General features: G+C 53.2%; 13 protein-coding genes. 7 read left to right on the top strand and 6 right to left on the bottom strand.

Features of this window, described 5'->3' with window-relative positions:
* Positions 1-18: 18 nt before the first annotated feature.
* From egtD to FRY97_RS10740, 5 genes are all read right to left on the bottom strand, one after another.
* Positions 19-999 carry an L-histidine N(alpha)-methyltransferase gene (egtD, locus tag FRY97_RS10760; protein ID WP_147167533.1) on the bottom strand — a complete coding sequence of 327 codons (981 nt, stop codon included), beginning with the start codon at positions 997-999 and terminating at the stop codon, positions 19-21.
* Between the two features lie 30 nt (positions 1,000-1,029).
* Entirely contained in the window at positions 1,030-2,310 is a 1,281-nt protein-coding gene (egtB, locus tag FRY97_RS10755) for an ergothioneine biosynthesis protein EgtB (protein WP_147167532.1), read from the bottom strand.
* A gap of 263 nt (positions 2,311-2,573) precedes the next feature.
* Complete coding sequence (locus FRY97_RS10750; RefSeq protein WP_147167531.1) at positions 2,574-3,461, bottom strand: hypothetical protein; 888 nt, start codon at positions 3,459-3,461, stop codon at positions 2,574-2,576.
* Positions 3,462-3,595: 134 nt separating this feature from the next.
* Entirely contained in the window at positions 3,596-5,134 is a 1,539-nt protein-coding gene (locus FRY97_RS10745) for a glycoside hydrolase family 10 protein (protein WP_170254592.1), read from the bottom strand.
* A 13-nt stretch (positions 5,135-5,147) separates the two neighbouring features.
* Positions 5,148-6,689, bottom strand: coding sequence for a hypothetical protein (locus FRY97_RS10740; protein ID WP_147167529.1), 1,542 nt, complete (start codon positions 6,687-6,689; stop codon positions 5,148-5,150).
* Between the two features lie 238 nt (positions 6,690-6,927).
* Between FRY97_RS10740 and FRY97_RS23210 the strand changes: the two genes are divergently transcribed.
* The 4 genes from FRY97_RS23210 (at position 6,928) to FRY97_RS10725 (ending at position 8,874) form a co-directional block, all read left to right on the top strand.
* Positions 6,928-7,053: a hypothetical protein gene (locus FRY97_RS23210; protein ID WP_262712237.1), complete on the top strand. Its 126-nt coding sequence runs from the start codon at positions 6,928-6,930 to the stop codon at positions 7,051-7,053.
* A gap of 150 nt (positions 7,054-7,203) precedes the next feature.
* Positions 7,204-7,557 carry a hypothetical protein gene (locus tag FRY97_RS10735; protein ID WP_147167528.1) on the top strand — a complete coding sequence of 118 codons (354 nt, stop codon included), beginning with the start codon at positions 7,204-7,206 and terminating at the stop codon, positions 7,555-7,557.
* A gap of 660 nt (positions 7,558-8,217) precedes the next feature.
* The gene (locus FRY97_RS10730; protein ID WP_147167527.1) at positions 8,218-8,619 is read left to right on the top strand and encodes a hypothetical protein; all 402 of its coding nucleotides are present in this window, start codon (positions 8,218-8,220) and stop codon (positions 8,617-8,619) included.
* 18 nt (positions 8,620-8,637) lie between these two features.
* Positions 8,638-8,874: a M23 family metallopeptidase gene (locus FRY97_RS10725; protein WP_147167526.1), complete on the top strand. Its 237-nt coding sequence runs from the start codon at positions 8,638-8,640 to the stop codon at positions 8,872-8,874.
* Here FRY97_RS10725 and FRY97_RS10720 read toward each other — a convergent pair.
* Positions 8,864-10,327 (bottom strand): hypothetical protein, encoded by a 1,464-nt coding sequence (locus FRY97_RS10720; protein WP_147167525.1) that lies wholly within the window; start codon positions 10,325-10,327, stop codon positions 8,864-8,866. The genes FRY97_RS10725 and FRY97_RS10720 overlap by 11 nt on opposite strands.
* A 1,105-nt stretch (positions 10,328-11,432) precedes the next feature.
* Here FRY97_RS10720 and rpe point away from each other — a divergent pair.
* From rpe to FRY97_RS22355, 3 genes are all read left to right on the top strand, one after another.
* Positions 11,433-12,107: a ribulose-phosphate 3-epimerase gene (gene rpe, locus FRY97_RS10715; RefSeq protein WP_147167524.1), complete on the top strand. Its 675-nt coding sequence runs from the start codon at positions 11,433-11,435 to the stop codon at positions 12,105-12,107.
* 104 nt (positions 12,108-12,211) lie between these two features.
* Positions 12,212-14,749, top strand: coding sequence for a TonB-dependent receptor (locus tag FRY97_RS10710; protein WP_147167523.1), 2,538 nt, complete (start codon positions 12,212-12,214; stop codon positions 14,747-14,749).
* Positions 14,750-14,779: 30 nt separating this feature from the next.
* Positions 14,780-14,953, top strand: coding sequence for a hypothetical protein (locus FRY97_RS22355; RefSeq protein WP_170254591.1), 174 nt, complete (start codon positions 14,780-14,782; stop codon positions 14,951-14,953).
* Positions 14,954-15,016: the final 63 nt, after the last annotated feature.

Below are 15,016 nucleotides of genomic sequence, written 5' to 3'. Positions count from 1 at the left end.
TAAACGCCTGCGAAGCCACTAAGCTTTTACCCAAAGGCTGTCCACAAAAAAGTCACGGGAGTCTGTAAAATGCTCCTGAACTTGAAAGCCAGTAGCTGCTGCCAGCGCTTCGACCTCGTGCAAACTGTACTTCTTGCTGAGCTCCACTTGGATAGCCTCCCAGGCATCAAAGAAAAAAGAACGGTTCAGGCTGCGGATAAAGACGTGCTGAGGCTTTTGGCTGACCAGATAGCTGCGCGCCTCTCCGCTCTGAGGGTCGTAGGTTTCCCAATGCCTAAACTCCTGAAGGTTGAAATTGGCGTGCAGCTCTCGGTTAATCCGTTTTAGGAGGTTGAGGTTGAACGCAGCGGTAATGCCTTCCGGGTCATTGTACGCCTTGAGTATGGTAGCGGGGTCTTTTTTCAGGTCAAAGCCGATGAGCAGCTTATCGCCTGTGTTGAGTTCATGATAGAGCTGCCGGAGAAACCGTCCGGCTTCGGTAGGAGGGTAATTGCCTATGTTGGCGCCCAAGAATAGCACGACTTTCGAGCCTTGGCCTGATTGCCGGCCTTCGTGCAGCACTTTGAAGTAATCTCCTGCTAAAGGGTTGACTTTCAGCCCGGGCAGTTCTTCCCTAAGCCGCTGCTCTAGTTCGATCAGCACATTTTCCGAAATATCCACCGGTTGGTAATCGAAGGCGGCACCTGCTTCCAGGAAGTGGCGCAGCAATACTTGGGTTTTATAGCCGTCGCCAGCGCCCAGCTCTAGGAGGTGGAAGGAAGGGCTGCCGATCGCTTTCAAGATTGCAGCCTGCTGTTGTTGGAAGATTTCCAGTTCGCAGCCGGTCAGATAGTAGGCGGGCATATGCATGATGTCCTGGAAAAGCCGGTCGCCGTGCTCATCGTAAAAATACTTGGCAGGCAGGGTTTTGGCCGTTTGTTTTAGGCCGGAGAGGACATCCTGTGCGAATATAGTGCTTACTGCAGGGGCATTGGCTGCCGCAGAGGAGTGGGTGGGCATGATTGGGTCTGTTTGATTAGGCGAATGAGGTTACTGGGCAAGGCGCAGGCCAGTGAACTGCCAACGCTCCTGAGGGTAAAAGAAGTTGCGGTAAGTGGGCCGGATGTGAGACCTTGGCGTTGCGCAAGACCCGCCCCTGAGTACCATTTGGTTGACCATAAACTTGCCGTTGTACTCCCCTAGCGCACCTTTGAAGCGGGGGTATCCCGGGTAAGGCAGGTAAGCGCTCGCTGTCCATTCCCAGGTATTGCCGAGCATTTGGAAGCCATCCTCACTGCTTGCTGCGACTGGCTGCCAACGTTCCGATTCTACGAAGTTGGACTGAGCGGTGGGCTCAGGAGAGTGCAGCATACAGGCTGCCTCCCACTCCTGCTCTGTGGGCAGCCTCATGCCCTTCCAGTTCGCAAAGGCATCTGCCTCGTAATAATTGATATGGGTGACGGGTTCAGAAGGGGCTACCGGCTGCAGCCCGTTTAAGGTATACTGCCACCACTGCCCATCTTGCTGGTACCAGTACAGCGGTGCTTTTACCTCTTGTTGTTGTGCCCATGCCCAGCCATCATCCAGCCAATAGGCGAAGTGCTCGTAGCCCCCATCGGCCATGAAGGCCATGTATTCTTCATTGGTGACCGGGCGGTTGGCAATTTGGAACTCCTGAAGATAGGCTTTATGGCGCCCCAGCTCGTTGTCCCAGCAGAAGCCTTCCCCCTTGTGCCCAATTTCATAAACGCCTTCGGGTACTGTAGCGAAAGACATGGGCGCAGTAGCATCTACTTTGCCCGCCCTTGCTCCGGGCTGGGTATAAGGCTGGTGCATAGGGTTGTGCCCCAAAATATATTTGATGTCTGTGACGAGCAGCTCCTGATGCTGTTGCTCATGCTGCAGGCCCACTTCCAGAAGAAGAGCAAGCTGGCCTGGCAGGCTGCCGGAGCCAAAAGTGCTCAAAAAGTCCAGCATGTGCTGGTCTACATAGGACCGGTAGCGCTGTATTTCGCTAAGGGGCGGGCGGGTGAGGTTGCCCCGCTTGTCGCGCAGGATCCGGGGCCCTTGGCTTTGATAATAACTGTTGAAACAATAATTGAGGGCTTCATTGAAGCATTGATACCCCTGATAATGTGCGGCTAAGATGAAATTTTCAAAAAACCAAGTCGTGTGCCCCAAGTGCCATTTGGGCGGGCTGACAAAAGGCACGGGCTGTGCAACGTAGTCTTCGGTTTGCAGGGGGGCGCACAGGTTTAGGCTTTGCTGGCGTATGGCCTGATAACGGGCCAGCCAGCTGCTCACCTGTTGGGGATGGGTATGTACAGTCATTTGGGTATAGCGGTTGTTGAGTGATTGGGGGCCTGCATTGGCCTATCGAAGGGCAGTCAGCGCAATAGGCTACATTGGGCGGGCTACTACTGCTCCTTATATAAGGCGGAATAAGCCGAATTGTTGAATGGGGGGAGAGGGTTTGGGGTATGAGAACCGGCAGGCGCTGGCGGAGCGCGAGTTTGTTGGAGGCAAAAAGAAAGGCCTGAGGGATGACCTTCAGACCTTCTTTCCGTCTCGGGGAATTAAATTCCAGTTGTAATTTAAGCTTTTACGGCCGTTTCTTCAAGTATTTCTAAAGAAGCTTCGATACCTTTTTTGAAAAACTGGCCTGCCAACTCGAACTGGTCTGCCCCTTCAGAAAAGGATACAACGGCAGAAGCCGGGAGCAGTGCGCCTTTCCAGGCTCCTGTTTTCCATTCGCCCCCCTTAGGAAGGCCGGGCAGGGCGGTATACTCCGCATCACCTTTTTTCATCCAATGGCTAACATAAAAATAGGGCTCGGGGCAGTTGTCGTCGGCAGGGGCGAAACCCATGCCAATGGTTTTTTCCGGATTGCTGGTGTCATCGAATTTCACGGTGATCACGCTTCCGGTGTCAAAGTGGTGCGGCCAAGTCGCAACATCGCTGGCGTACTCATATTGAGCGGCCAGCTGTTGCAGCAGTACCGTGGCGTTTTGCCGGTAACGGGCTGCTTCCTGATGTAGCTTAGGGGAGGTCATCATATAAGGAGCGCCATTTTGGGTGGGGTGGGCTGGGAGTTCGAAGTGGCTGATAGGCTGCACATCTTGCCCGCTTAGCCCCATCGACCGGGCTTGTGTGCGAACGAAGCTCAGGGCAGTGCTTGGGTTTTGGCCAGAAAGGGGGAATACACCGAGCGTATCATCGTTCTCATTGATCATCTGCAGCTCAAATTTATCGTAGGCCAAAGCGATGCGCACCCGCCGTTTCAGGTTGACTTCTTGGCTGGCAAGCGCCCTCTTGCCCGCCACCCAGTTCATGCTGGACTGGGAGTCATCTGATGCTTCTGGCAACAAGCTGTGCCCAAAGGCTGCGACATGCTGTGAGGCCATGTGCAGTTGCTTTATGGTGTCATTAAGTTGCTGAGGTTGGTGAACAGTAAGGGGTTGCCAGTTTGCAGTCAAAGTCATATTATTTTTTAGGTTTGGTCTGGTTGTCTAAAAAAGGAACACATATAAAGGGCTTTGTGTTTGTTTTTTGCACAAAATCTTATTTTGGCTAAAATAAATGACAATATTGCTGCTCGATTGGGCTGTTTTGGGCATTAGGGCTGAACCACAGCCGGCCGGCTTGGCAGGCTTTCCCTCCTTGCGCGGTCTACAGCAGTAATGATGTAGGTGTACGCTTTTCCCGCCTGAGCCTCCCCATCTATGAATTTGTGCCGGCGCTGCCCCCGATTGGCAGGGGATATATACCGTATGGCCCTAGCCTCTTCCAGGCTGCCAGCCTTCTGCCCTTCGAACCGGTAGATGACAAACTGCCGGGCCTCTGCTGTGCCTCGGCTGTCCTTCCATCGGATCAGGTTGCCTTTGCGTTTGGTTTTTGCTTTTTTAAGCCTAGGGCTGCTGCAATCGGAAGCGCCTGGCCTGGCCGGCAGCAGTGCGGGCAAGGCGTACAGGTGCTGTATGCTGTCGCGGGTGCCAAGCCGGTTTTCAAGCAAAGAAGCCGCACGGAAGAATACCGCTCCTTCTATTTCAGGGTTTGCTCTGCCCAGCTTCACTTGTGCGGGAAGCTCACCGGCAGAGCGCCATTGCTCATGTGTGCTATTGCCGGCGCGGTAAGCAGCATGCCCGATGTATAGGCGGGCCTTGCCACGGTACTTCCCCCACCATTCCTGCAGGGCAGTATGGTCGGCAGGCTCAAACCCCCTATGCCAATACAATTGAGGTACGAGGTAGTCGACCCACCCTTGCTGCGCCCACCGGAGCACATCTGCATAGAGGTGGTCATAAGTGCTGACGCTAGCCTGTGTGGCCGACCCGCGCGGGTCATCTGCCAGGTTCCTCCACACGCCGAAAGGGCTAACCCCAAACTGTGCGAAGGGCTTATGGCGCGCCAGGGTGGAATCCGTCATTTGGATCAGCCGGTCTACATTGAACCTCCTCCAGTCGGCAACAGAATCGTAGCGGGCACCGTAGCGGGCAAAGCTGCTGCTGTCTGGGAAAGGGGCGTCCGCCACAGGGTAAGGGTAAAAGTAGTCGTCGAAATGTAGCCCGTCGATATCGTATTGGGCTGCCAGTTCGGCCACGATGCTGCTGAGGTGATGCCGGACTGCAGGTATGCCTGGGTCGAGGTAATAGCGCCCACCGTAGGAGCGGAGCCATTTGCGGTGCTGGTGGAAGACGTGCCCCGGGGCGAAGGCGGTAGTGTCGAGGTTCATGCTAGCCCGGTAGGGGTTGAGCCAGGCATGAAACTCCAGGCCCTGCCGGTGGGCTTCTGCAATCATGAACTCGAGCGGGTCAAAGCCCTTTTCTGGCGGCAGCCCCTGTTGCCCGGTCAGGTAGGCCGACCAAGGGGCGTAGCGGGAGGGGTAGAAAGCATCAGCAGCTGGGCGCACTTGTACAATGACCGCGTTGAGGCCCGCGGCCTTGAGCCCGGCCACCAGGTTTTTCCAGTCCTCTTTTAGGGCAACGGGCCAGGTGGTCGGGCGGTCAGGGTAATCGAGGCTGAGCACTGTAGCAACCCATGCACCGCGGAATTCGCGTTTGGGCGATGGCTGCTGTGCCTGAATGGGTGGGAGGGAAAGGGCAAAAAGCATAAAGGCGGCTGCACAAAGGGCGAGGCTTTTGTTTTGGACTGGCATGGCAAAGCTGGTTTTATAAGTTGGCGGTATTTCTTTTGGCCTTTCTTGCTTGCTCCAGCAGTATGGAAAGCAATGGCCAGAGGTCTTCATAAGGGATGATTTCAATGTGGTAATTTTTGGGCGCTTGCGGCTGAGCGCTCAAATTTAGCAAAAACTCCTGCCGGAGCTCCTTGGCTTTTTCTACCGCGAAGCCAGCATCAGCTAGTTGGGAAAGGGTACGGAAAAAAACACGCGACCGGGTGAGCTCTTCTGCTTTAAGGTGGCGGTAGGCATATTTCTCAATTGCGCCGAAGCGGTCGATGGCCTGGCCAAAGTCCGATTTGGAGATCAGGAAAAGGATCTGTGCTGCAAGCACCGGGATGTTCATCCCCCTCTTGTCTTGCGAAAAGATGGTGAACTCGTTCATGAAGCGCTGCAGCCGGAAAGGGCGTAGCCTGGGCTGCCCCTGAGGCAATTGGATGAGCCCAGCCATGGCCAGGAGTTTCATATAAGCTTCAATAAGGATCCACTCTTCGTGCAGTACAGGGTGGCCCTCCGGCTTTTGTTTTCGGCGGGCCACCTGGACGGTGATCTGGTAAGCCCGGAGGTAATCATTTTCGTAAAGAGCGACCTGGGCTTCCAGCTTCTTGGCTTTGTACCAGTTGAAGCTGCCTTTGCGGAGTATGCTCAGGCTCGCCCTTACAATTTGCCGGGCTTGGTCGAATTGGCCGAGCTGTATGCTGGAGACAATCCACTGATACTGGAAAATAACGAGGTGCTGGGTATAGAAGAATGGTTTGCCCCGGAAAAAGCAGTCGGCTTCTTCGCAAATCGAGATGGCCTCCTTATAATGATACAAGCTCATATGGTGGATGAGCTCGATCATTTTGTATTTGAAGAAGAAGTTGTTGGAAGGGGATCCGGGCACTTGCGGTTTGAGCTTTTCCAACGCTTCTGCTGCCTGCTGGGCGATGAACACCTTGGTGGATTTGTCTTGGACATAATGGCTGATGAGGTGGTAGTAAGCACTTTCTGCGGCCATGTCTGCAGCTTGTAGGCTCAGGCTCTGTATGAGCTTCTGCTCAATATCTTTCAGGCTGGACTGAGACCCGGTGGTGTTCCCGTGGTATGCCCTTAAGAGGCGGTAGCCGCCAATGACAATCTCATAGAGCTCATACTGCTCCGCTTTGCGCAACAGCTTTTTCAATAGCTTGACCGCGGCCTGTGTTGTCCCCAAAGTGTAGAGGAGCCTGATGGCGGTCCACTCTGCATAGCACTGATAAATAGCAGGGTAGGGCTTTGGGAGCTCTGGTTTCTCCAGCATAACAAAGGGGAGGAGGCGCAGGAGCTGTGCGCGCAAGTCGTATTTGAGTTTGGAAAACTTGTTGCCTGGCTTTGTGGTGCCGTAAAGGGATTGTGCCGCGGAGCCGTCATCGTCAAAGCGGCCGGTGCTGATGCCGCTGTACAAATCGTAAAGCTTGGAGCTGGACTCCCCCGGGAGGGGGGCGTGTGGGAGGCGCAGGGTTTTTAATTTTCTCGCGGGCACCGCCCGGATTAAGGTTTTTAGGATTTCCATAGGTTAAATCGGCTTTTTTACCGGTGTTTGAATAGGCACGGGCGCACTGCTCCTATGTAAGATTCAGGGGAAAAGTGGGGTTTTGTAACTATTTGTTTATCAATTGCTTATTGGGAAATTGTGTGGCGCTGGGCAAGAATTAACAGGGTAAGAGCGCTGTGCAACTGTCGTTGACTCAAATTAAGTAATTGTCAATATTTGAGCAATAAATCACACGCTAAAGTTACACTTGATGACTATGGATCTACTAGAACTACTCTCACAGCACCCAATGTTGCTTGCTATTGATCTGGGCATGTTCGAAACCCTCGAAGAAATCCTAGAGTACCTTTCTATCATTGTAGGCAACGACCTTGCCGTTTGACAAGCCTGCCGGTGCCGCTTAGCTGGCGGCTCCAAGGTTTGCGGGCAGCCATATTCCTGGCTGCCAAGGCTTCTCTCCGGCCATGTGCCGGACCGCCCTTGCTGTGCCTGAAGGGCACCCAATCGATTTTTTCACCTAAATTTTTTTCAAATGAAGCATTCCGCAAAGAAGTTTTTCTCGGTATTCCTGACCTGCCTGCTCCTGCTCGGCGTATCCTTCAATAATTCTGTGGCTTTCGCCCAAAGTAGCACCTACAACGGTGCTGCTACTGATCAGATGGATATTCAGACGGAGGCCAGCTGGGCGGCTATCGCTGCCGGCGTGGCCGTCGTTTCCGCTGCAGTGGGCACCGTCAAAGCGGCTTACGACATCGGCACCATCGTAGGTCATGCCCTGCACGATGCTTTCGGCTCCGAGCTGGAGATGTCTGCTTCTGCTATTGATGTGATGGAGGCAGAGTCTTACGACAAGTACGATTTCTCTGCTTTTAACCCTGCTTCCTGAGCCTTGCAGGGGCGTAAGCCAGAATGTCGCAGGCTTTATAGCCTGGCATCGGCCTAGCGCTGCGAAGGGGTGGCAAGCCCGACAGGGCCGAGCGGATAGCGAGCCCCGCAGCATAGCGGCACCTGCCCCATGGCAGGGGCAGGCCCCTATCCTTACGGAGGGGGCAAGCAAAAAAACTACAATCTGGTTTGTGCCCCTCTGCAGAGGATATTTTTTCACCTAATAGCCCGCCAACCTAGCATTTAGGATATGCGGCCCGCTATGTTCAGCGTTGCTCAATTCAAAAGGCTGCACGCCATCGTGTTGGTACTGCCGGCTTTCATTGCCCAGCCTGCACAGATGGCAAATGGATGAGCTAGCGCGCTATGATGTCAAAGGCTTCGGGTTGATGGGCTGTAAAACACATTTAAAAGATGAGTAAAAAAACGAAACGCTTCACCGCCGTATTTATGGCCTGCCTAATGCTGTTCCTTGCTTCGGCCCAGCATACGGTAGTATTTGGCCAGACGACTATCGTGAACGACGAAGACATGACACAGGGCAACCTCGAAGATGCAGCCTGGCCGGCTGTAGCTGCCAGCCATAGTGCGGCAGGGCGGGGGAGAGGCGCCGCCTGGCTATTGGCAGTCATTTTTTTACAGCCAGCTCAACCCGTTCACTTTGTACCGGAGCACGCTGCAAATGTTGGGGCAGTTCATAGTGTGGGGCAGCATGCTGTTCACCCGGCGCGCTCCCAAGCCTTATATCTGTGCCCCCCCTTTCCAGGGCACCTGGATTGCTGTCAATGGCGGCCCAGATAAAGACAGCTCTCACTCTTGGCACTTATTAGCGCAGCGTTATGCCTATGATTTTGTCAAAACAGACAGGGATGGGCGTTCGCATACTGCTGCCGGCGATGAGCTGTCCGATTATTATGCCTGGGGCGGAGCGGTATGCAGCCCTGCCCATGGCAGGGTGGTAGCGGTCAAGGGTACGGCAGACGATTTCCAGGGGGTAGGTGATGGCGCTATCGACTGGAAAGCCAGGGATTTCCGGGGGAATTTTGTCGTCATACGGCATTAAGCCAATGTCTTCAGCTTTATCGCCCACTTTAGAAAGGGGAGCATAAAGGTGAGGGCAGGGCAGCAGGTTGAGGCCGGTGACATCCTAGGCTACTGCGGCAATTCAGGCCACTCGACGGAGCCGCACATCCACTTCCAATTGCAGGACCGGGCGAGTTTTTGGCTCAGCATGGGCATAAAGCCGGTTTTCCGGGAAGAAGGCGGGGCAGAAAGGGTAGTCAGGAGAGGGGAGGCCCTTTCCGGCGCTAAGGTTTAGCAGCCCTTTCTTGGGCAGCCACCTGGCATTCTTCCAACAGCCAATATTTGTTGATGACATTCTCTGTGGCTTCTACTTTGTCTTTTAGGCTCTCCAGCTCTTTGCCTAAGTCGCGCTTAGAGTAGGCAGCATTGTGCTTCAGGAGGACCAGCTTTTTGGCGAAACGCAAGAAATTGGTGTACCCCCGCTTTTGCTCTACTGTCATTTTCCGGTTCCGTATGACATAAATGCGGAAGGTCTCAATCAGAGAAAGCAAGGCTTCGGTGTCTTGCAGGGCATAATAGGTGCGCAGCAGCAGGAAGGTGGTGCTCAGGTGGTATTTGACATCCGTGAACTGCACCAGCAGCAGGGCCGACAGGGCTTCCTCGTACATCTGCTTGTTGTAGTAAAGGTTGCCAAGGTTGTAATTGTAGGCATTCTCTTGCCGGTGTGGAGGAAGTTTGCCCCGGTATTCATGCAGGAAGGCTTCCGTCCATTCAAACGCTTTGAGCCTGGCCCCCAGGGTGGCGATGTTTTTGTAGTCCCATTCTGAGATCATGCCTTTGTCGAGCAGCAGGTCTTGCCGTAAGCCTTGTTTGTAGAGGTTGAACAGCTCCAGCTGATAAGCGCTTTCCCCTGCATTGATCATGCGGATGCAGTAGTTGTAAGCAAAGCTGTAGAGGTCGCGCCCTTCCTTTTCAGAAAGATGCTTCATTTCCCGGTCCAGCATACTTTTCATCCGCTGATAATGGTTGGGCTCCTGCTCCTCGAGCATGCTCATAAGGCCGGTATAGTAGAGCACAATAGAGCGCTCGGCATGGTAGGATCCCCAATTAGCTTGTATATGGGCCAGTACCTCATTGAGCATCTGGAATTCATAAGAAGTATTGAGTATGAGGGAGTTGGCTGTCAGGTGGCAGCAATTCCTGAGCTTTTCAACGATATAGTATTTGTCCAGGTCATCGAGCATTTGCTGAAACGTATTGGTCTCTGCCCGGTCGAAGTAATGCCCGCTATAGTAGCCTACCGCGTGGTTGAGGCGGTAGCTGGCCATGAAGTATTCGCTGTCGTGCACGGGGTCTTTGTCGAGTCTCTTGCGCAGCTGCTTGCCCCGGTTGGTCATGATGTCAAACTGATGGTTGTCAAACGCTTCTTCCAAGGTGAACAAAGACTCCTGGTAGCGCTGTTTTTCCGTAAACTGCACAGCCATGAACTTATAGTACAGCTTGTTGAGGTAAGACATTACGTTGTACAAAGGCTGCTCTTCGTAAGGCTCGCCCGGGAAAAGGGCCTTGAACACCCGCTCTTTAGACAAGGAAGAGGGCCGTTTGTCCAGTTTTTTCAAGATAAAAGACAAAAGCTCTTGGGTTTTGTCGTGCTGATTGTAATACGGGGAGTGCACAAACTGCCGGAAGCGCTCTCTCTGCTTGGCAGGCAGCTCACGGATATGCTGTACTAGGCGGCTTTGATACATGGGATGATGGTTATTGATTTCCAGTACAATTGAGTTTTTTTATTGCCAAATCACTGTAAAATAATAGGTTAACCAGTGTGTGGGTGGTTTTTTCAGGCAGGAATATACAAAAATGTACTAATTTTATATGTGGCAACAGCTGATATTTGTGCCACACCATGAAACACTGCCCTTGCTTGTTAGGGCATTTGCGCTCCCCCTCTTTGCCTGCTAACCTAAAAGCCAGTAAACCAGACAAAGGGCGGCACAAGCCCCGTTACTGCAATCAGTAGCGGGGCTTTTACGTTCCGGGCCTACTTTTGAAAGGGCACAAAACAGGCTGTCGCTATGATGGTGTGATGGGGCCTGCCCCTGCCTGCGGGCAGGTGCCGCTATGCTGCGGGGCTCGCTATCCGCTCGGCCCTGTCGGGCTGGCCACCCCTTCGCAGCGCTAGGCCAATGCCAGGCTATAAAGCCCGAAAGGCATATACTCCTGCGATAGTTTGGTTTACGCCCTTTTTAAAAGGGATATGAGCGCCAGAATGCCCTGTTTTCTTCAGATTTCACCACTATTTTTAAGTTTAAAAAATTGGTTTTCAGCTTATTGTGATTTGTATTTTGTTTTTTCTGGTGCAGTAATATTTAAAAATGTACTTAGCTTTGGCGAAAAATGCCCCGACATTTGTAATGTAATCAGTAAGAAAAGGCAAACAGCTACTTTAGCAAAAGCAAATCATTATCTCATGAAAACGACCTTTTGCTAATAACAAATCATAATCATTTAGCCTCCTGCTGATACAAATCATAATCGACAACACAACGACCGGCAGCTCACTACTGACCAATTATAATCCACGACCTAAACACTGCCTGCCGGTCATCGGGGTAAAAAGCCTCATGCGAAGAATAATGCAATTATAATCTCATGAATCTATTTGAGGGTGCCACAGGGCACCCTCCTTTTGGTATGTAGATAGCCTCTCAAAGCTTTTTTGGAACCGGCCTTTGCGCCGGTTTTTTTATTCGGCAGGAATGGCAGCCTTGCGACGGGCAACGATATTCCTATACCTTCTGCGCCCCCTGTCTCCCTCAAACCCGTATATTCGCCCTCCTAAATGTCGACAACATGAAACACAAGGTTGCCCCTTCTTTGCTTGCCGCAGACTTTACGCGCCTGGCAGAGGAGATACAGTTCATCAATGATAGCGAAGCAGATTGGCTTCACCTCGATGTCATGGACGGCCGTTTTGTCCCCAATATTACCTTTGGCATGCTGATGGTAGATGCTGCCCGTAAAATCTGCAATAAGCCACTGGATGTTCACCTGATGATCGAGGAGCCAGAAAAATACATCTCTGATTTCCGCAAAGCAGGCGCAGATATCATTACGGTGCATATAGAGGCTTGCCCCCACTTGCACCGCACCTTGCAGCAGATCAGAGAGACCGGCGCTCAGGCTGGCGTAGCCCTCAACCCGCATACACCGGTAAGCGCCTTGGAAGATGTGATCGAAGACTTGGACTTGGTCTGTGTGATGTCGGTCAACCCTGGGTTTGGTGGGCAGAAGTTCATTTACAACACCCTCCCCAAGCTCCGCCGGCTAAAAGACCTGGTCACGGTCCGCAATGCGCAGGTGCTTATTGAGGTAGACGGTGGGGTTGGGCTTCAGAATGCAGAAAAAATACTGCAGGCCGGTGCGGATGTGCTGGTCGCTGGCAGTAGCGTCTACAAAGCGGAAGACCCTGCTGATGCCGTTGCCCGGCTGAAGGATATTGGCGGAGAGTGGCAGCGGTTTGCCTAAACCGGGCAGCCGGGTATCAAAAGAGCGCCCGGGCCAAATACCAAAGCCTTTGCCGCGTTCCTGTTCTGAGCCAGCGTTGTTTCAAGCGCCCAATAACCACATCAATGAGATATCTATACCTTTCCCTGGCATTCTTTCTTGCTTCCACAGCTCTACAGGCACAAGGTGGCGCACTGGCCAAAGTTACAGGCTTGGTCACAGATGCGGTCAGCGATGCCCCGGTCGACCTAGCCACTGTTTACATCGATGGCACAAGCAAGGCGGTTGAAACCAGCATTACCGGCAGGTACAGCATCACCATCCCGGTCAATGAAGAGGTCGTGCTGGTCTTTTCCCGTATCGGTTATCAGGAAGTTCGGGCGGCTATCAGCCCCATGCCTTCGGGCACTAGCCGGCAGGTAGATGTCGCCATGCCCCCGCTCAATTCCGATATCGAAGTGATTGTCAGGGAAAGCAAGATCGAAGATGCAGGCATTATACGGGAAGATGTGGAGCAGATCAAGCTGTTGCCATCCACCACGGGCAATTTGGAAAGCATTTTGCCACATATCGCTCTTGGCGCGAGCAGTGGCACAGGGGGCGAGCTGAGCTCACAGTACAACGTCCGGGGCGGCAACTATGATGAGAACTTGGTCTATGTAAACGATTTCGAGATTTACCGCCCACAGCTTATCCGTGCCGGTCAGCAGGAAGGGCTGACTTTCGCCAATATAGACCTGACCCGGAGCCTCTCTTTCTCTTCTGGGGGCTTTGAAGCCAAATATGGCGATAAGCTCTCCTCTGTGCTGGATATCAAGTACAAGCGCCCCGATAGCTTGCGGGCGTCTTTGGGCATGAGCTTCCTCGGCGGGTCGGCTCACGTGGAAGGCAGTATGGACGCTGGCAAGGATGGCTACCGGAAGCTCCGTTACCTCATGGGGGCCCGTTACAAAACGACGCGCTACCTGCTGGGCTCCCTTGATGTGAAAGGGGAATATGTGCCCAACTTCGCGGATATACAGGCCTATATCACCTATGATATCAGCCGGGACTGGCAGCTGGGCGTACTGGCCAATTACAACCGCTCTGAATACCGTTTTGCGCCAACAGAGCGCAGCACTGCCCTCGGCCTGGTCAATTTTGCGCTGGAGCTGTTCAGTGTTTTTGAAGGGCAGGAGCTGGACGACTTTACGACTTCTATGGGGGGCGTTTCTTTAACTTACTTGCCTGACCGAAGCCGCAACCCTTTCTTCTTGAAATTCCTGGCCTCGAGTTTCCGCAGCGATGAGAACGAGCGGTTCGACATAATAGGCCGCTACAGCTTGCGGCAGATAGATAGTGGGCTGGGCAGCAGCAACTTCGGGCAGGTCATTGCTGAGCTGGGCAGCGGCACGCAGCATCAGTTTGTACGGAATTTCCTGGATATTCAGCTATACAATTTTGAGCACAAGGGCGGTATCGAGCTTCAGCTCGACCCCGATAAGCCGGAAGTCACGAGCAGCCACTTCCTGCAATGGAGCGTAAAAGTACAGCAAGAGCTTATCGATGACCGCATCAACGAATGGGAGCGCCTGGACTCCGCAGGCTATTCCCTTCCTTATGATACAACCGATGTCCTGCTGTTCAATGTCCTAAAGACCCGCAATGAGCTGTCTTCCTTGCGCTATACCGCATTTGTCCAAAACACCTTCACCCACCGCAACGAATCCAAAGGGGAGTTCCGCTTTTCCGCTGGCCTACGGGCTTCCTATTGGGACCTGAACGAAGAGCTGCTCCTCTCCCCAAGGGCACAGCTGCTCTATAAGCCCCTGTCTGGGCAACGCGACATCTCCTTCCGGCTGGCGGGCGGGCTTTATTATCAGCCGCCGTTTTATAGGGAAATGCGCCGCCCGGACGGCACGGTAAATACACGGCTCAGGGCGCAGAAGTCCGCTCACTTCGTGGGGGGGCTGACCTACGACTTCTACATGGGCAAGCGCAACCCCAAAAAGTTCCGCTTTATCACAGAGATGTATTACAAGGAGCTTTGGGATGTCGTATCCTATGAAATAGAGAATGTGCGCATACGCTATTCTGGTGAGAACGATGCCTCCGGTTATGTGGCAGGGATTGATTTCCGCCTGAACGGCGAATTTGTCCCGGGTGCAGAATCTTGGATCAACCTTTCTTTCCTGCGGGCGCGCGAAAGCCTGACCGGTGTGCAGCACTTGGTGCGCGAGCTGGGGCAGTCAGAGGGCGTGCCCGTTGAGGACGTCCCCCGGCCGACCGATCAGCTGATGAACCTGTCCATGTTTTTCCAAGACTATCTGCCCAATAGCGAGAATTTCCGTATGCACCTCAACCTGACGGTGGGCACCGGGCTGCCATTTGGCCTACAGGGCAACAATCAGGAGTACCGCAATACTTACCGCTTTTCTCCTTACCACCGGGTGGATATCGGGTTTAGCCTTCAGCTTTTCGATGCGGAAAAACAGAAGCGCAACCCTAACCACTTCCTTCGGTTTACCCGCAATACCTGGCTCAGCCTAGAAGTGTTCAACCTTATGCAGGTGCGCAATCAGGCGGGCAATACTTGGATCAAAACTGTTTTCAACCAGCAATATGCCATCCCGAATTACCTGACCTCCCGCCGCCTGAACCTCAGGTTGCGCATGGAGTTTTAGATGGCCAGCATTAAAAAGCCCCCACAACTTATGTCTGGAGATGCTCCCAAACCCCGGCGCCGCTTGTTGTCCCGTTGGGACTGGCTCTGGCTCATCCTCGTAGCCCTGATTTTGCTTTATGTCCTTTCCGAAAAATTTGGCGTGCCCATTGTGACGAAATCTGAAAGCGAAGAGCTCATTCAGCACCCTCACCGGCAGCAGTGAACAAAGCTTTGCGCTTTTGGGCAGATGCCACCCGTTTAACGGCAAGTTCTTAACTTAGCCCTC

It is taken from the genome of Phaeodactylibacter luteus (assembly GCF_007993045.1).
Lineage (GTDB): Bacteria > Bacteroidota > Bacteroidia > Chitinophagales > Saprospiraceae > Phaeodactylibacter > Phaeodactylibacter luteus.
Note: the sequence above shows the minus strand (reverse complement) of the source record. Positions and strands in the feature narration are given on the sequence as shown.